This is a genomic window from Haloarcula sp. NS06 (genome assembly GCF_051122755.1).
Classification (GTDB): Archaea; Halobacteriota; Halobacteria; order Halobacteriales; family Haloarculaceae; genus Haloarcula.
The window spans coordinates 155648-173184 of the sequence record NZ_CP184846.1 but is presented as its reverse complement, the minus strand read 5'-3'; the positions used below and the strand labels follow the sequence as shown (position 1 = coordinate 173184).

Annotated in this window: 15 protein-coding genes and 2 pseudogenes; 8 read left to right on the top strand and 9 right to left on the bottom strand. The window is 59.4% G+C overall.

Annotated elements, in window-relative coordinates:
* Positions 1-288: 288 nt before the first annotated feature.
* Positions 289-1995: a cbb3-type cytochrome c oxidase subunit I gene (locus ACODNH_RS22495; RefSeq protein ID WP_434531892.1), complete on the top strand. Its 1707-nt coding sequence runs from the start codon at positions 289-291 to the stop codon at positions 1993-1995.
* A gap of 69 nt (positions 1996-2064) precedes the next feature.
* Here the strand turns inward: ACODNH_RS22495 and ACODNH_RS22490 are convergent, their stop codons facing one another.
* Positions 2065-2667 (bottom strand): class I SAM-dependent methyltransferase, encoded by a 603-nt coding sequence (locus ACODNH_RS22490; RefSeq protein WP_434531891.1) that lies wholly within the window; start codon positions 2665-2667, stop codon positions 2065-2067.
* 134 nt (positions 2668-2801) lie between these two features.
* On the opposite strand from ACODNH_RS22490, the gene ACODNH_RS22485 reads away from it, so the two are divergent.
* The 4 genes and pseudogenes from ACODNH_RS22485 (at position 2802) to ACODNH_RS22470 (ending at position 5275) form a co-directional block, all read left to right on the top strand.
* The gene (locus ACODNH_RS22485) at positions 2802-3647 is read left to right on the top strand and encodes a DUF726 domain-containing protein (protein ID WP_434531890.1); all 846 of its coding nucleotides are present in this window, start codon (positions 2802-2804) and stop codon (positions 3645-3647) included.
* 107 nt (positions 3648-3754) lie between these two features.
* Positions 3755-4000, top strand: a complete 246-nt coding sequence (locus tag ACODNH_RS22480; RefSeq protein ID WP_434531889.1) for a hypothetical protein — start codon at positions 3755-3757, stop codon at positions 3998-4000.
* 204 nt (positions 4001-4204) lie between these two features.
* Positions 4205-4387 (top strand): annotated as a pseudogene (locus tag ACODNH_RS22475) (metallophosphoesterase); the annotation flags it as partial.
* Between the two features lie 216 nt (positions 4388-4603).
* A complete protein-coding gene (locus ACODNH_RS22470) occupies positions 4604-5275 on the top strand; it encodes an AIM24 family protein (RefSeq protein ID WP_434531888.1) in 672 nt (223 codons plus the stop codon).
* Between the two features lie 11 nt (positions 5276-5286).
* Here the strand turns inward: ACODNH_RS22470 and ACODNH_RS22465 are convergent, their stop codons facing one another.
* The 3 genes from ACODNH_RS22465 to ACODNH_RS22455 all read right to left on the bottom strand — a co-directional run bounded on the left by ACODNH_RS22465 (position 5287) and on the right by ACODNH_RS22455 (position 8099).
* On the bottom strand, positions 5287-5955 hold the full coding sequence (locus tag ACODNH_RS22465) for a class I SAM-dependent methyltransferase (RefSeq protein ID WP_306710995.1): 669 nt from the start codon (positions 5953-5955) through the stop codon (positions 5287-5289).
* A gap of 75 nt (positions 5956-6030) precedes the next feature.
* Entirely contained in the window at positions 6031-7500 is a 1470-nt protein-coding gene (locus ACODNH_RS22460) for an MATE family efflux transporter (protein WP_306710997.1), read from the bottom strand.
* Positions 7500-8099, bottom strand: coding sequence for a TetR/AcrR family transcriptional regulator (locus ACODNH_RS22455; RefSeq protein WP_306710999.1), 600 nt, complete (start codon positions 8097-8099; stop codon positions 7500-7502). The genes ACODNH_RS22460 and ACODNH_RS22455 overlap by 1 nt, the downstream gene beginning before the upstream one ends.
* 179 nt (positions 8100-8278) lie before the next feature.
* Here ACODNH_RS22455 and ACODNH_RS22450 point away from each other — a divergent pair, with 179 nt between their 5' ends.
* Complete coding sequence (locus tag ACODNH_RS22450) at positions 8279-8869, top strand: TetR family transcriptional regulator C-terminal domain-containing protein (protein WP_306711001.1); 591 nt, start codon at positions 8279-8281, stop codon at positions 8867-8869.
* 313 nt (positions 8870-9182) lie between these two features.
* Here the strand turns inward: ACODNH_RS22450 and ric are convergent, their stop codons facing one another.
* The 3 genes from ric to ACODNH_RS22435 all read right to left on the bottom strand — a co-directional run bounded on the left by ric (position 9183) and on the right by ACODNH_RS22435 (position 12206).
* Positions 9183-9893 carry an iron-sulfur cluster repair di-iron protein gene (gene ric / locus ACODNH_RS22445; RefSeq protein WP_434531887.1) on the bottom strand — a complete coding sequence of 237 codons (711 nt, stop codon included), beginning with the start codon at positions 9891-9893 and terminating at the stop codon, positions 9183-9185.
* A gap of 76 nt (positions 9894-9969) precedes the next feature.
* A complete protein-coding gene (locus ACODNH_RS22440; RefSeq protein ID WP_306711005.1) occupies positions 9970-11034 on the bottom strand; it encodes a DUF2249 domain-containing protein in 1065 nt (354 codons plus the stop codon).
* Between the two features lie 893 nt (positions 11035-11927).
* Positions 11928-12206 carry a PRC-barrel domain-containing protein gene (locus tag ACODNH_RS22435; RefSeq protein WP_306711007.1) on the bottom strand — a complete coding sequence of 93 codons (279 nt, stop codon included), beginning with the start codon at positions 12204-12206 and terminating at the stop codon, positions 11928-11930.
* A gap of 342 nt (positions 12207-12548) precedes the next feature.
* On the opposite strand from ACODNH_RS22435, the gene ACODNH_RS22430 reads away from it, so the two are divergent.
* Complete coding sequence (locus ACODNH_RS22430; RefSeq protein WP_434531886.1) at positions 12549-13907, top strand: BGTF surface domain-containing protein; 1359 nt, start codon at positions 12549-12551, stop codon at positions 13905-13907.
* Between the two features lie 195 nt (positions 13908-14102).
* Here ACODNH_RS22430 and ACODNH_RS22425 read toward each other — a convergent pair whose 3' ends face one another.
* Together ACODNH_RS22425 and ACODNH_RS22420 are read right to left on the bottom strand one after the other, a co-directional pair.
* Positions 14103-14714, bottom strand: coding sequence for an ArsR/SmtB family transcription factor (locus ACODNH_RS22425; protein WP_434531885.1), 612 nt, complete (start codon positions 14712-14714; stop codon positions 14103-14105).
* 63 nt (positions 14715-14777) lie between these two features.
* A pseudogene (locus tag ACODNH_RS22420) lies at positions 14778-16080 on the bottom strand (S8 family serine peptidase).
* A gap of 561 nt (positions 16081-16641) precedes the next feature.
* Between ACODNH_RS22420 and ACODNH_RS22415 the strand changes: the two are divergent.
* Positions 16642-17493 (top strand): CPBP family glutamic-type intramembrane protease, encoded by an 852-nt coding sequence (locus ACODNH_RS22415; protein WP_306711013.1) that lies wholly within the window; start codon positions 16642-16644, stop codon positions 17491-17493.
* Positions 17494-17537: the final 44 nt, after the last annotated feature.

Sequence of the window (17537 nt, the reverse complement as noted above, 5' to 3'; positions counted from 1 at the left end):
TCAAAGAACTGCAGGGCAGAAGTCGCATCTGGCCGATGCGGCCTGATTCGAACGCCGGCGAGTGCGCACACTCGCTCCTGTCGGTTTGGGTGCTGTGGGTGCATCGCAAGGAGGTCCGACCGCACGACTGAAAGCCTCGGTCCCGAACCGCTTCGTCTGTAGCCGCGCCGCCTCGCACTCTGGACGTATATAAACTGCCTCCGAACATCTTCCCGATAAGAACCACGGGTAGTCCGTATAAAGACCCTCCAAATGGTGTCTGTAGGCGCATTGGCGACGACAGTACTGATGGCGGTACTGCTCGTCGGTATTGCTGGCATACTCGCACGGATCGAAGACTGGCGATCGTACACGATTGCAATCGGTGGCAGCCACGGTGCTCACGAACGCGCTCACGCGGAGAAACCGAGCGGGATTCTCCGGTGGTTGACGACGGTCGACCACAAGGACATCGGGATCCTCTATGGTGTGTTTGCCGTGGTCGCGTTTGCATGGGGTGGTATCGCCGTGGTTCTGATGCGGTTCGAACTGCTGTATCCTGCTGAGGATTTCCTCAGCACTAGTGCCTACAACGGACTCCTTACGACTCACGGCATCACGATGCTGTTCCTGTTTGGGACGCCAATGCTGGCGGCGTTCTCGAACTACCTGATCCCGCTGCTCATCGGGGCCGACGACATGGCGTTCCCGCGAATCAACGCCATCGCGTTCTGGCTACTGCCGTCGGCCGCCCTGCTCATCTGGGGCGGCGTCCTTGGCGGGCCGTTCCTCGAAAACATCGAACCGGCACAGACCGCTTGGACGATGTACACGCCGCTGTCGATCGAACAGCAAAACCCCGGTGTAGACCTGATGCTTCTCGGTCTCCACCTTTCAGGCGTCGCGGCGACGATGGGAGCGATAAACTTCATTGCAACCATCTTCACCGAACGGAGCGAGGATGTGACCTGGGCGACCCTCGATATCTTCTCCTGGACTGTCCTGGTGCAGTCCGCACAGATCCTGTTTGCCTTCCCACTGCTGGGGAGTGCACTGGTCATGCTCCTGCTCGACCGCAACCTCGGAACGACGTTCTTCACGCTTGACGGCGGTGGCCCGCTGCTGTGGCAGCACCTGTTCTGGTTCTTCGGCCACCCTGAGGTGTACATCCTCGTCCTGCCGCCGATGGGGCTCGTGAGCTACATCCTGCCCAAGTTCTGTGGCCGGAAGCTGTTCGGATTCAAATTTGTCGTCTACTCGACGCTTGCCCTCGGGGTGCTCTCCTTCGGCGTCTGGGCGCATCACATGTTCGCGACAGGGATGGACCCCCGACTGCGGGCATCGTTCATGGCAGTCTCCATTGCTATCGCCATCCCGAGCGCGGTGAAGACGTTCAACTGGATGGCGACGATGTGGAACGGTGCGTTGCGGACCACAGCGCCGTTCCTCTTCTGTGTCGGGTTCGTCGGGAACTTCATCATCGGCGGCGTCACCGGCGTGTTCGAAGCCGCCATTCCCGTCGACCTGATCCTGCACGACACGTACCACGTCGTCGCCCACTTCCACTACATCATCATGGGCGGGATCGCCTTCGCTGTCTTCGCGGGCATCTATTACTGGTTCCCGCTGTACACCGGCCGCTGGTACCAGCGGTCGCTGGCGAAGTGGCATTTCTGGCTGACGCTGCTCGGAACCAACGTCACGTTCTTCCCGATGGTGTTGCTCGGCTACGCTGGGATGCCCCGCCGGTACGCCACGTACGCTTTGACCGCTGGCCCGGTAGACCTGTTTACGCTCCTGCACCAGCTGGCGACACTGGGCGTCGTCCTGCTAGTCATCGGCCAGCTCATCTTCGTTTGGAACCTCGTGACCTCGTGGCTGGAAGGACGACTGGTCACGGACGGCGACCCCTGGGATCTGGCGGCGACGGGGCAGTTCCCGCGGGAGTTCGCATGGTTTGAGCGTGAGCGGCTACCGGCGCTGACCGACGGCGGCGAAGAATCGACCGGGGACTGATCACTGAGTCAGCCCCGGGCTCCCGTTTGCGGTCCCCTTCTTGACGGTTCCCGGTCTCCGACCGCTGTCCTACTCTGAGATGTCTGGATACGACTGCCGACTGCCCTGTGACTTCCTGGCGACCAGTTGAGCGGTGGCGGCGGTCGTCCCGTCCGTCGTCGTGGTGCGCTCGTCGTAATGCAATACTGTCAGCCCGAGCCCGGCCCTGAGTAGTTCGTTCGAGGCGAACCGGTATCGGTCCCCGGAGGGGCCGCCGTCCACGTCATCAGTCGTCCGGAGATGGTGCTGGATGAACAGACAGCCGCCGTCGGCCAGCGCCTCGATGATATCGGGGAGGCGGTCGACAGGGCGATAGAAGCTAATCGTAATGAGGTCGTACGTCGCCACCGGGTAGGCAAATGAGTCGAGGTCCGCCTGTATCCACTCGATATCGTCTTCGACGCCTTCGGCGTGTGCGTTTTCGCGGGCAATCTGAAGCCCCGCACGCGACTGGTCGACCGCGTCGACGCGGTACCCGGCCGCTGCGACCGGCAGCGCGTTGCGCCCGGTGCCGGTTGCGATGTCAAGCGCCCGACCCGGTGGAAAGGTCGGCAGGTATCGCTCTAACACCGGGTGTGGGTCCGGGCGTTGTGGGTATGTGCCCGTTCGGTATCGTTCGTCCCAAGTCGTCATGGCTCCCGTAACCGCCCGCTGAGACATGAAGCCTGTGGGCTGTGACACAGCGCTTGCGTTGTATTCCGTTTCCGGGCGCGACAATCTCAACTGACTTATCTGCACACCTGCAACCTATCCACAAGCTACCAGCTATGGACAGCCAAACCGGTGTGACCAGACGGCGACTGCTTATCGGTCTCGGAAGTGGACTCGGTCTGCTTGGGGGTGGCGGTGCCTACGTGTACTGGTCGTTGCAGGGCGACTCCGGCGGGTACACTGCGCCGAATTCACAGCCCGTCGTCACTACGCGCGGACTTCTCGACTCACCGGAGGGGCCGACTGTCAAGACCGAGGGCACGTGGTCGTTCGACGACGCGTCGGAGGTGTTTCTGTTCATCCATGGGTTCAGCACCGACGCTGAGAGGGCGCGAAATAATGCCTACACAGCGCAGGTCGCGCTCGAAGAGTCTACATCTGCACCGGTCGTCGCATACAGCTGGGAGTCCAACGTCGAATGGGAGCAGGCCAAGGACAACGCTGTGGCGAACAGCACTCCCCTCGCCCAGTGGCTGGTCGAGTGGGCCGAAACCGACGGGCGACCCGTCCACGTGCTCGCCCATTCGCTTGGCGCGCGGGTGACCGGCGAGACACTTCGCGTGCTTGCCGAGCAAGGGGCGACCGACGCGCTTGCTTCGGTGTCACTGCTCGGCGGCGCCATTCCCTACGATAGCGTGGTCCAGGGTGGCCGTTACGGCGACGCTATCGAGGCTGTTGACGCCCCGGTGTCGAATTTCCACAGCCACAACGATAAGGTCCTCTCGTGGGTGTACCGAGCGTCAGATCGGACACACGCCGTCGGCCACGCTGGCGCTCGTGACGCGGGGCCCCTTCCTGACGGCTACCAAGACGTGAATGTCACTGACCTCGTTGCCGACCACTACTCGTACTTCGAACCGGGTGAGGGCTGTCTGATGCGTGTTGCTGGCGAAATCGAGTGATCTGGCTCAGGGTTCCCTGCTGCTAGTAGAATTATATCCGGTGGAAGTGTTGAGCTCTGTATGGGAACCGCTGGCAGACTAACGGCCGCTATGCCCCGGAGCGGAAAATGAGCCTCTTCGCTGCTGTTGTCGTCTTTATTGTGGGGCTGCTCTCAGGCATCGTCGTCCGGTGGATCGCTGGACTTGCTGCCGCTCTTGCGCTCGTTCTGGTGCTGTTGGGTGCGACCACGCCGGATATCGGCCTGGTCAACTTCGTGATCGAACAGTACTATCAGGGTAACGAACTACTGTTTCTCGCCGGACTGCTGTTCGGGCTGGACGCCGAACACACCAGAGATGCCGTCGAGGGATGACTCGCCGCCTCTTGTAATAACCAAGAAGTAGCCAATCGCCACCAGCGGGTTTAACAGCAGGTAACGAGCATACGTTCACTCTTATACCGCTATATCGCACTCATATACAGCCTATAGCAGATTCACCGACGTATCGCCAACGGCCCCACAGAGATGGTCTCACCACCGACGTTTCATGCAGACCTCGGCGCATCACATCAGTGAATCCACAGCGATGCATGGGCGGAGATCTATGTTGTCGGCGACGTCCACGGCTGTCGCCCGACGCTCGAACGACTCCTGAACCAACTGGACCTCGCTGCGGACGAACTCGTCGTCTTCGTTGGTGACCTTGTCCGCAAAGGCCCGGACAGCGTCGTATACGACTACGCTGTTCGGACTCCTGATGAGGAGCGGCGATACCTCAAAACCAAAGCCGGCGTTACTGATCTCCTCGGACAACTGTATAGCTATTCGGAATAGTTATGTGGATATACCAAACTTTGACCTCTTCTCTGTCTGGTAGCTATTTGGCCCCCTCAATATGAGACCATTTCGCACAAAATGCAGTTTAATCCTTCACGAAGCCTATCAGCATGGCCTGTCGAGTGTCCCGATGTAACTATGGACCTACAGGAATTCGTCCGCTCTAACGCCCCCGAAGACGGTGGCGATGGCTTCCAGAAAGAGAACAACAGGCTGCTCGACATCCCGCTCGACGGAACGGTGATGGTCAAAGCCGGGTCGATGGTCGCGTACACCGGCGAGGTCACGTTCACTGGCAAGTCCTCGGCGGAAGGCGGTATCACGGGCTTCGTCAAGGAGGCTGTGAGCGGCGAAGGGACGCCGGTCATGGAGGCTGAAGGAAGCGGCCACCTGTATGTGGCCGAGAACGGCAAGAAGGTACAGGTCTTGGCCCTCGATGACGGAGAGTCGATATCGGTCAACGGCACTGACGTGCTCGCGTTCGAGTCAACTATCGACTACGAAATCAACACTGTCGGCAGCCTCTCTGGCATGGCGGCTGGCGGCCTGACGAACGTCTACCTTACTGGCCCCGGAGAAATCGCGCTGACGACACACGGCGACCCGCTAGTGATGACGCCGCCGGTGTTCACCGACCCGGATGCCACCGTTGCGTGGAGTTCGAACCTCTCGCCGTCTATCGAGATGAACAAGACGTTCGAAATCGGCCAGACCTCCGGGGAATCAATCCAAATGGAGTTCACCGGCGACGACGGCTTCGTCGTCATCCAACCGAACGAAGAGGGGTCCGTCACACAGAGCCAGAGCTAATGGCCGCCGATTTACTGCCCCGGAGACACTGAGCGCTTGCGGAGCCGTCCCCGAACGAACGGCCGGATCGGTGTGACGCCAAGAGCGAGTCGCTCGATTTCGACGACATCGAATGACTGGTCGGCGACGAGCCGCGACCCTGTCTGACGGGTCAGGTGGCACCCGCCAGCGAGTCGTTTCCAGAGCGGTGCGAGAGCCGACTGAACCCAGGCGCGCCAGCCGTCGTCGATGACGTGCTCGAAGAACCGCAGTTCGCCGCCGGGTTTGAGTATGCGGGCGATTTCACTCACCGCTGACTCGATGTCCGGTATCGTACAGAACACCATCGAGGCGATAACGACGTCGAAGGATTCCTCGTCGTACGGGAGGGCTTCCGCCGGCGACGACTCGATGCGAATCGGCGTGGCCTGCGCGTTCGCCTTCTCTGCTGCCTGCCGCCGCATATGCGAGTCCGGCTCGATAGCGTGGAACTCCGTCGAGGCGGTCGCAACGCTATCGAAATAGGGGAACATCGCGCCGGTTCCAGCGCCGAGATCCAGCACCGTTCCATCCAGATTCGCTACCAGATACTCACGATGTGGTCGTAAGAGCGCCCGCTCGATGAGCGCCGTTGCCGGGTCGTAGATCGCCGCAAACAACGGCGACGAGGGCTCCTGACTGGGGTTCGGATCAGGGGACACGGCAGTAGTAACGATGGCTCCCCTGAAAGCATTGGGTCACCAAAGGGTGTCACACGCGCTCACCACCCACTGCTATCAGTCTCCGTCTGCGGATATCTCGATACCTGCCTCGTCAACGTCGACTTTGCTTTCGGTGAGGTCGCTGTCTCGCCACGTCCCGCGTCGATACCAGCCGTACGCGATAATCGCTCCAGCGACATTCGAGACAGCGAATGAGATCCAGATTCCGGTTTCACCGAGCGGCACAGCGGCGAACCACGCAATCGGGAAGCGGATGACGCCGAGCATCAACACCGATATCGCTGCGGCAGTGAGCGTCTTTCCGGCACCACGGAAGCTCCCGGTGTAGGCCCGCATGATGCCGATGAACCCGAAGGAAAGCGCGACGTACCGGAGGAACTGCGTCGTGATTTCGACGACCTCGGGATCCGTCGTGAACAGGTCGGCTATCGGTGCGGCGATGAACCAGACGAGCACGCCAGCTAGGGAGAGCACGCCGAACAGGACCGTCGCTGCAAGGCCTGCCGCTTTCGCTGCCCGGTCCGGCTTATCCGCCCCCATATTCTGGCCAGTCATCGTCTCAACGCCACGCGCAACTGCGATGGCTGGCAGGAAGACGACCGAGAACACGCGCGTCCCGATGCCGTAGGCAGCGACAACCGTATCCGGAAACATCGCGACGATGACCAGCAGCAGGTTCATCGATAGCGCACGGCCCGTTCCTTCGATGGAGGCGGGCAGGCCGATGCGAACGAGCCGGCGGAGATACGAGAGGTCCGGAGCCATGTCGCGGAGGTGAATCTGGACACCGCGGTTCCCTCGGAACATGATTGCCAGCCCGACGACCAGCGCCAGCGCCCGCGAAAAGACGGTTGCGATGGCAGCCCCTTCGATGCCGAGCTCGGGGAACGAGACGGTCCCGACGAGCGGTGCGTTCTCGACGACCGTCCAGCCGAAGATCAGGAACGGGTCGATGATGATGTTGAGAACGACCGAGCCGAACATGACGAGCATCGGCGTTATCGTGTCCCCGTAGCCCCGCATGAGCGCGACGAAGACGAAGAAGCCGAACATGAACAGCAGACCCAGCGAAATGACTTCCATATAGCTGGTCGCCATGGGCAGGACGTCTTCGGACGCGCCCATCAGGCCGAGAAACGTATCGACGCCGAGATAGCCCACGATACCGAGACCGAACGAGACGATGACGGCGAACGTTACTGTCTGGGACGCAGCGTACTCAGCTTCGCGCTCCTCACCTGCGCCGGTAAACTGCGCGACGAGGACGCTGCCGGCGACGGATATCCCCATCCCGAGCGAAATAAGCAGGAACACCATCGGGAACGCAAAGCTGATCGCCGCCAGCGCGTCCGTGCTGTACTGGCCGAGCCAGAACGTGTCCGCGAGGTTGTACGCGGTCTGAAAGAGGTTCGTGATGACAATCGGCATCGAGAGGAAAAACAGCGGCTTCCCGATGCCACCCGACGTGAGGTCGAACTCCTCGGGGCCTTTGAACAGGGCGCTAACGCGACTTCGAATCCCCATTAGTGGGTCGCCTCCGCCGGTGCGTCTGCAAGAAGATGGGTCTCAGCGTAGCGCGTAATCGTCTCGTTGAACTGGTCTATTGAACGGTCTGTGGCGACGTGTCGGGTATGGGCACCCGTAATCGCCGTCACGAGGAACTCCGCTGCAACGGTCGGCTCAACTGTTTCATCGAACTCACCGGTTTCGACGCCGGCCGCGATAATGTCCCGCAACTGGTCGAAGAGAGCAGCATCGAACTTGGCCAGTTGTGTCCGGAAAGCATCGTTGTACGGGGCCTGTGCTTTTATTTCGAGTAACGCTGTTCTGAACTCCTGACCGGGCGTCGGTCGCCCATCAGTGAGAACTGTATCCAATAACGAAGTGAGTTCCTCTCGCGGCGTATTCCCGTCGACTGCCGTTATCTTTGCAGTGTATTGTTCGTAGAGGAAATTCAGAAACTCCGTAAAGAGGTTCTCCTTGCTGTCGTAGTAATAGTGAATAGACGCTTTGCTCCGGTCTGCCTCGGCAGCGATGTCTTTGACCGTGAGCGCGGCGTACCCGTGCTGGCAGAGGGCGCGGTACGTCGCTTCAAGAATTTCGGTAGCTGTATCGTCATCCATAACGGCTGTGACAATACTTACTAACCGGTTAGTCAAAAACGCTTTGAAGTCGACAATCTTAATCATAGACAATAAATAGGGTCATTCAGGCGTCGAATAGACTAACTAACTAATAATTTGGTTGAGCAATAGTATGCGGGTCACAACGGTTATCCAACCATGGGCGAAACCGTTAGGCAATGGCTGGACCATCGGACCGTACCTTCTCGGACCAGACCGAGGAAATAATGCAGGCGACCTACCGGGCGTTGCGCGAGCACGGGTACGCTGATCTCACAATAAAACGGATCGCGGACGAGTACGGCAAATCGACGGCTGCAGTGCATTACTACTACGACACGAAAGACGATCTTCTTGCGGCCTTTCTCGATTATCTGTTGGAGCGGTTCGTTGATTCGATTCACGATGTCGAGACAACAGACCCTGAAGCACGACTGGATCTCTTGCTCGACGAACTGCTTGTCAAACCGCAGGAAAACCCCGATCTTTCGGTCGCTCTGCTAGAGATGCGGAGCCAAGCACCGTACAAGGAAGCGTTCAGCGACCGGTTCCACCAGAATGACGAGTATATCCGGTATATACTCAAGGCAGTCATCAATCACGGGATTGACGAGGGTGTGTTCAACGACGTTGACGCGGAGCACGTTACCCGCTCGCTGCTGACGATCATCGACGGTGCCCGGACTCGGGCCGTGATGCTAGACGACACCGCGGAACTCGAAACGGCCCGACAGACAGCAAGTGAGTATGCCGATGCGATGTTACGGTAACAGGCTCCTTGTAATCCCACCGTTCGACTGTCTTGTAGCTACACCACAGGCTTCTGATGCTATCGGCTGCCGTTAGCTTGTACCCCTGTTTCACAGACGTCACAGCCTATCGACCAGAGACTGATCAGCGCGATAACGGCCGGCACGTGCCGAGGGCTAACAACGGCACGACGAGTCGACCGAGGTCGAGAGAACCTCCCAGAGTGTGGACACCGGTTCCGAATATCGGTAGTGAGAGCAACGCCGCGAACGTTATGCCACCTCGGACGGAGAGGAGTAGTACTGTAACGGCTGCCAATCGCTCTTTTCGCCGTCAGGCTTGGCCCGCAAGCTGTGATTCCACCTGCGGGAACAGGACGTTGTTCTCTTTGTGGACATGCATACGTGTGTCCTGTTCCAGTGTTTCGAGTCGTTCGAGCAGGCTCTGATAGCTCGGACAGGCGTCGTCCGGAACTGCGTACCCGTCGCTCAGCTCAGCAATCCGTTCGAGATGCTCCGCCGTCGCTTCGTGGTCCGATTCGAGGTCCGCAAGCGCCTCGTCCAGCACCGCTCTTTCCTCGTCTGTGAGTTCAGTGCCTCTGTCAAGCTTCTCGATGATGGGGAACACGTCCTGTTCATCCTCTGTCGTGTGCTGACGCATCTCCTCGGCCAGTTCAAGGACTTCCTGCTCGATGTCCGCCAGTTCTGAATGCTCTTCGACGTGGACGCTTCGAACTTTCTCAGCGAGCTGTTCCAGGGCCGGTAGCTCCTTGCGGAGGTACTGATGATGGCTGTCGACGACGTGCTCGATGAGTGCAGTCATCGATTTCCATTCGTCCCCGCTATCCTCGCTTTGTCTGCGAGCCTCGTGCAGTTGCTCTCGGACGGCATCGAGATCAAGATCTGCTTCGGTACAGGCTGTCCAGAGTGTCTGGTCCCCGCCACAGCAGAAATCGAGTCCGACTGATTCGAAGACGCGAGCGAACGCCGGGTTCTCTCTGACGAGTGCGCCGAGCGGTCGTTCCAAATCGATTGGTTCCGTCATTGGGAGCTGTTACCTGTGTTTGTTGCTGGCAGCGTTCTATTCCGCTGTTCTCGGAATTTGTGGCCGTCGATCATGGTCAGAACGGGACCTCCGTCTCTTCGTCGGCTGACTCGCCGACGGTTGTCTCGGCCTTTCCGATCAGGACTCTGAACTCGCCGGGGTTCTGTTGGCGGTACGACCAGCGGAACTCCGGGCCCGCCTCGGCCTCGAACTGGTGGTACAGCGGCTTGGGGTCGTGGTCGTTCACCAGGACGAATCCGCTCCCGGTGTCCAGTTCGGCGTACGCCTCGAAGATTTGCTCGTGTCGCTGCGCTGGCGGGAGATCTCTGACATCAAGTTCCTCGGTGATATTGAGCGACTCGTCGTCAGATGGGGTTGCCGACACGGCATCGGCAGGGGCATCCGAACCACTGGACTCGTCCCTACTCTCGGTCTTCGTGATCTGGACACGACAGCGGCCGGGCTCTGATTCGACGACCTCCCAGGTGAAGGCGTCGCCGTACTGCTGTCTGAACTCTCGCTGCAGGGGCCGCGGCTCATGTGGGGCGATGAGTTCCATCGTCTCGCCCTCGGGTATCATTCCGTATCGGTGATGGATCGTCGGATGCCGCTCCTGTTTTGGGATTTCGCGGACGTCATACCGCGTAACGATGTCTTCGTCGGTGGTCTCGGAAGCATCGGTCTTGACGATCTTGACCTGCCATTCACCGCCGCCCTGACTCGCGTAGTCCCACTCGACTACGTCCCCGTGCATCGATTTAAGCTCGTGGTACAGCGGCTTGGGGTCGTGGTCGTTGACGAGGACGAACCCTTCACCCGCCGCCAGACCGTCGAAGATATCCAGAAGCGCCTCGTGTCGTCGCTGTGGCTTCAGGTCACGGACATCGATTGTGGGGAGTGACTCGTCCCCAAGCGACTCGCCGACGGTCACTTGGAGCTCTCGCGGCTCTGCGTCGGGATGTGCGTATTTCCACTCCAGCGACCGGTTCTGTTCCAGCTGGTAGCGAACCAGTTGGGGGTCGATATCCCTGTCGGCCACGACTTCGATGGTATCACCGACCTCGGCTCCCGACAGTACGTCGAAGAGCTGTTCACGGCGTTCTCCTTCCGACTGGTCTCGCAACTGAATCTCCCTTGGCATCTCTATACTGGTCGGTAAACGAGTGGACTGATGTCACCTGTCCCGAAGGGGTTCGGCCGCATCCGGATCACCCCACCGATTGGACGGCAACCAGTCAGGGTATCTCGTCGGCGTCAAATTGCTTGGCCTCATCGTCCTGACCGCAATGGTGGCCGCCAGCTTCAAGCGAAACAGATACATCGGATTTACAATTCTGTTAGGGACACGACAGTCACAGTTTCGGTTTCACGCCTGTTCCGAGAATGGTCTCCGCTGTGCGGGGACGTGTTCGACTCCCCGAGTGGCACCCGTGAAAACACCGCTGCCAGGTCCTGAACCGTCCACAGTGTCTCCTTATTGGATACTCTCTCTGTCTCACACACGATACATCGGCTATCGAATCGGGCTTTGCCCTTTGGCGAGCTAATCCGATTTCAGCGCCCTACTCGACTGGGAAACCATCTCCTGACAGTTACAGAACTCGGATCGTACCAGAGAAAGCGAGCATGGGGGCCTCCACCGAAAAGGGTACGCTACTTATACTGCGTCTATCACGGCTATCTAAGGAGTTTTGTGCCAATCGCCTTCGGTCACGAGCTCCGTTCGCCGGTGACAGTCCAGAGTATGCTCTGTATCGATTTACCCAGAAAGTACCCGATAAGGCCCCATAGAACGCTCCCATCGATCCCCTGTAGCACAGCTCCGACACCAGCACAGAGGAGACCGAGTACAACGCCGGGATAGTGCTGTGCAGGCGATAGTGCTTCCATAACCCTCCTCAGCTATTTGTAAAAAAGAGTATTCGCCCGAACCCGTTCGTATTTGCGCTGACAGACCTGTCAGCCAACGATACTTGAATACGCACGACTAACAACTGCATTCGGACCGGCCCGTTTGAACACCCGACGGGTTACCTATGAATCCACAGTATCGCCACCTGCGACACGCTGTTCTGCAGGCGGCTGAATGGTCAGGTGATCCCGCATCGACTCGATGAGGGACGCCGGCAATCGAATATCGCCGTCGGAATCCCGCTCAGCGCCGTATATTTCTTGAATGTCGCTGTTGATGACAATTGTTTGAAGTTCTCCCGTAGTTGTATTGACCGTAATGTTTTGCAGTGTGCCGACTTCGCGGCCATCGGTGCTCACGACCCGGACGTTGGAGAGCTGGTTTGCGAGGACCGTTCGCATATTAGTCAATAATAACGAAATTATCATAAAATTACTGCATCTCTCCGCGACCTCTCGTCGCTTACTGCAAAATAATTGCCTACGTGGATGCCATGAACACTATCGCCACCGAAACAGTGTCACATATATTACCGTTTTACGCCCCAGCCAACTCGCCGGCTCACTGACCGGAGCAGCATGACCGAGTTCAACGCAATTTTAACCTATCGCTGGTGATTTTTTTAGTCCCAGCGTAACCGCTACCCGTATGCCAGCGACTGGCCCTCCACCTGCGACGTGGGACTGTTGGCAGCATCGCCCGCAAACGTACGCCCGGTTGCCCGCACCACGGGAGGGGATTCTGTGAGTCTCAGATCAGTGGTGTTGGCTGCGGTGCTTATCGCCGCAGCGGTGACGGGTCCGGGGCTTGCTGCCGCGGAGCAGCAGGCTACGGTCTCAGAGGATAGCCTCCCTCTGCACGCTGACGAACAACAGGTGGTCACTGGGGAGACCACGCTGGAAGCCGGGACAGAGATTACGGTCAGAATCAAGTCAGCCAACGCGTCGAACCCGTTCCTTTCTCAAAGGCAGGTCAGAGTGCAACCCAACGGGACGTTCGTCGCCCAGTTCGATATGTCGCACATGCCAGCGAACATATCCTACGAACTGTCCGCTCATGTCGACGGCGACACGCTGTTTGAACGTACTGAGACCATCGCCCCGTGTGACGGCGACTGTACTGATACGGTACCGGAGACAGCGACCCCGAAGCAGACTGACGACGGCGAAAACACTGTCACGGTCTCCCAGGGCGACACCGCCGAAATACCGGTCTCAATGACTGACGGAGGGACCAAAACGCTCTCTGTTGGAAGCGAGGCGACCAACTACCGGATCAACGCGACCGTCAGTGACGACGACAGCGACGGCGAGGTGCTGGTCCTCTTTGACACTGCGGTCGCCGGCACGGACGGGGCGACGCTTCGCGTGGCAGACGACGGTGACTCGCTGACCGTGACCGAGTCGGAGCCGGATCTCCCGTCGACCCTTGACCCCGCCGCGTACCCGTACCGCGTGTTCGATGGGCAGTCGACCGACGGGACACCGACTGTCGGACGGCTTATCATCGAAGCTAATGGGACGGCAAACGAGCAGTTCGAGGTCGAAGAATCGGCCGACTTTGGGCTAGAAGAACCAGTCGTCAAAGGGCGGCAGGGAGAGACTGCTCGAATCCATATCGTCCTTGCGACCGCTGACGCGGCCACCATCTCTATCGGGAACCCGGAAATCAACTACGAGATCAATGCTACCGTCCGTGACGGGAACGGCGATGACCGTGTCGCTCTCCTGTTTGACACCACGGCGGCCGGCCACGACGAACCGACCCTCGAAACCGTTGCGGATGCCGATGCCGTGGCGGTTGAATCCGGCTCGGAGGTCGCCCTCGATTCGCAACTTGACGCGGGCACCTACGACCTGTCGCTGTACCGTGGGACTGAGATGGATGGCCGGCCCGACACGGTCGGCACGTTGCTCATCACAGATGGGAACACTACATCTACAGACGCGTCTTCCGACGGCGTCGATTCAGTTACCGGCGAAACATCGGCTCCACAGCAGTCACAGGCTGGTGACTTGGGGATCAGTGCTGGTGCTCTCGCTGTCGGTGGCATCCTCGCTATCGTTGGCGTGGGGATCTGCCTTCGGTCCGTCATGAACTGATCCCAAGACAGTCGTCTCGAAACACGGTTTTTGAACCCATCTCGAAAGTGTATAAAGCGGCTTCCACTGTCAGAGGCCTGCTCTCACTGGTGTACCCACGACCGCGGCCTCGGGGCTGAGATCGGTGAGCCGTGCGTTTTTGCCCGGAAACCGGTCACGGTTGAACTGTCGTTTTTTGTACTGTCTCGCGGACAGTCACTCGCCAGTCAGTAGCGCAGCGAGACCGAGAACGGTGAGGCAGAGACAGAAAAATAGCACACCCGGCTCGACGACTTCGAAAACGAACCATGCGAGCGTACTGGTTCCACTGACTGGCCCGGTCTGTGGACTCGCAGGAGCTAAGACCCCGGCTCCGGCGGTTGCGTCTGCCAGTCGCTTTGCACCCCACTGAACGAAGAGACTCGCAAACCCAATCAGCCCGACCCCGGTAACAACATCGGTCATCGACTGTTGGATACGCGGCGCCAGGTCGCGGTCGCCGACCAGCACAATCGGGTCGCTCGCGGGACCGTACACGGTCATCTCGTTACCCTTCGCGGAATACACTGTTTCGACCGGTTCGATGAGCTCCGCGTCCTCGAGATTGGAGACGTGATAGTGGACGTTCTGGACCGACGTGTCACACCGGTCCGCTATCTCGGACGGCGTTCCGGGCTCGTTGTACAGTGTGCGGAACAGCGACCGACTGGTGTCTGAGGCGAGCGCATCGAGTACGTCGTCGGTCTCGTTCTCTGCAACATCGAGTACCCGCGGTGACTCGTCGGCTGTCCCGGTCCGCTCCTGTATCGTTTCGATGAGGCTCGACATAGCGTCGCTGTCGGATGTATGATATGGACTCCACAAAGGCCTGTGGCTGGGTTAAAATGATATTTAACCTTCGGTGCGGTTCTGTGCTGTCCGGACTGCACGAACTGGACGGACCGCTCCGTGGCCGGTTTCGCTGTCGAGTCCTTGCTGTCCCACGTCTCTTGTGGTCTGTTCAAGCAGGCGCTCTGTTTCGCGAGGCGACAGCGACTCGTTTGCCTCTAGGCAGCAGGGCCGCGGTTCCGCCGACGTATGGGACTGCGGCCGAAGAGCCGACGAAGCCGTCAGGTGCGGCAGCGGCGAACTGCCTGTCCGGTGCCACAATGTCGACACCGGTCCGTTCATCCACTGTCGGGCCCCGCGAACTGAACGGTTCGAGCTGATCGACACGGCCGTTGTATGCTCCGACAGTAATCACTTTGTGGGCCGTCCCCGGAGCGACGATGCTGTTTCGAGCCGACGTGTGCTGGAGGTCGTGCGTTGGTGAGACGAGCCGTAACCGCGCGCCAGTCGGCGATGCTGGCCCGCGAATCACGAGATAGTAGTCGCCGGACCTGACGTCGGCAACGATTCGTTCGTTTGGTACGTCGTCGCCGCGGTAGGGCTGTGAGCGGGCGACGAGGCGAGAGGTGGTGCCGTTCGTCCAATATAGTTCGACCGTGTATTCCTCATCTGCGTGTGCTCGTTCCCACGAAAGCCAGACCGTAATTTCGGTCCCACCTCTGATGTAGTTCTGCCTGTTTCCGCTGGTAAACGCGACTGTCCGATTTTGGACGGTTTCGGTCGTGTACTGCCCTGACCAGTGAGATTGTGCGAGATTACCGGCTGGGGCGATGAACACAGACCCACGCTCTGTCGCTCGTGTCGCGCTCCGGGCGACTGGCCCGGTTCCATCGCCTGGCTGCCCGTAGAAGGAAACAGGTGCGACGATCACATCGACGTCCTCTCGGACCAGCCAGTCGACTGCCTGTCGATAACTGTCGACGCTGTCAACCCGAGCGAGATATAGGCTGGCGTCCGGTGCGGTCCGCGACACGACGGCGGCCGTCGCAGTCCCGTGGGCCTCGTGGGTATTGTGTACGGAACCAACACCGAAGCTCCGTGTTCTGGCGATCTGACCGGCAATCGCTTTCGATTCTGTGTCGAATCCGGTCGGATCGACAATGCCGACCGAGACATTCGACCCTGTGACTCCGGTTGCGTGGAGACGTGCGAACCGGCCGGCTGCTTCGTCCGACACCGATACTGATGCGGCATCGGCCCTGTTCGGGCGAGACTCTGTCGGGCCTGCCACCGCGAGCACCGCGATGCTCCCAGTGAGTAACGCGATTGTGACGACGGCCAGCAGCAATACAGTCCGATCACGCATCGCTGACCACCTGCTGCGATACTCTCGCTGGTCTGTGGATCGCCGGTCTTTCAGTGAACACTGGTCGAGTGTCGAGCGCCGTACCGAGGTGCTCTGCTACTCGGCGAGACACATTACAGACCACATCGGCTGTGAAAACTGACACACGTACATCCACATAGCAACAGTATAGCCGGCGGACACGTCGTTTCATGGTTACTTTCGGTCTGTGTGGTGTGGGACCCAACTGTAGTACCAACGGTACTGTGAATTGAGCGATCGACAACGGGGAAGGCGGGACGTACCCGTTGTCGTGCGGACAACCGGACTGGGTGGATTCCAGTTCGTGGAAACCGGCGGCACATCGGGAGGGCGCTGGCAGCCGGGACCTGTTACGAGCGGTCACCGGCGTTTGACCCGTTGGACGGGAGCATACTAAAGCTACCAGTGACTAAAAACTAGTTTTAAACATCGAGTCGAGTGGTTGTGCATAACCAACACATTGGACACTTGTCGACGACAGAGGCCCACCGAAATTCGAGATAGAAGCTAATTTTGGGTCGGCCATTGGATTCCGACTGGATGTTGCGCCCTGGTATTGGCCTGCCGAGATTCAGCGGCGGGCCGTTGGTTCCCGTTGCAACGTACCTCATAGTGATTGGTGTCCTCTCCGGACTAGTGACTATCTCCCCCGGCGCATCGCCGCCGCCCGTCTTGGGAATGCTCTGGGGTGTCTTCCTTGTCGCACTCACGGCTGGTGCGCTCAGAATTGAAACCGTCTCACCGCGCTCTCTGCTCCCGTCTGTTCGCACACTGGGCCCCGTGATCGGGGTGGTCACCGTGTTCTGGGGACTGTACAACCTTGTTGCGGTCGCTCTCGCGATGGGTGGCATCCCCGGGTTCGAAGCCTCGTTGTCGAGAACCGCTGCCCACCCGCTACTGTATCTCGCGGCACTTTTCAGTTCGCTGCTGTTCACTGCAATCCCGGAAGAGTTCCTCTTCCGTACGTACCTCCAGCAGAAGTTCACTCGGTTGGCCGGTGAGACGACTCGTCGCGCAGTGCTGTCCGGTATCGGACTCGTCGCGGTCCTGTTCGCTCTCTTTCACCTCCCGCGGTGGTTTCTCGCATCGGGGCACGGCGTTAGCTCCGCGCTTGCAGCCAGACTCTTCGGATTGGCGCTCATGGGACTCGCTTACGGGAGCGTCTATGCACTGACTGGCAACCTCTGGCTCGTCGCTCTGTTCCATGCATCGATGAATCACCCGCCGGTCATCATCTCGGTGAGCATCCCGTCCGAGCTACATCTGGTGGTCAGTGTGCTCGAATACACCGTCATGGTTTCGCTGGTCTACCTGACTGTCCGCCTATCAGGAGACGACGGCTCACCGCTTACCGGGTCACGGAAGGAGATATCTGCCTCGACCGGGGAATAGGACTCGCTGGAGCTTCCGGGCTCTTTGCGTTGTTCATACCCGTT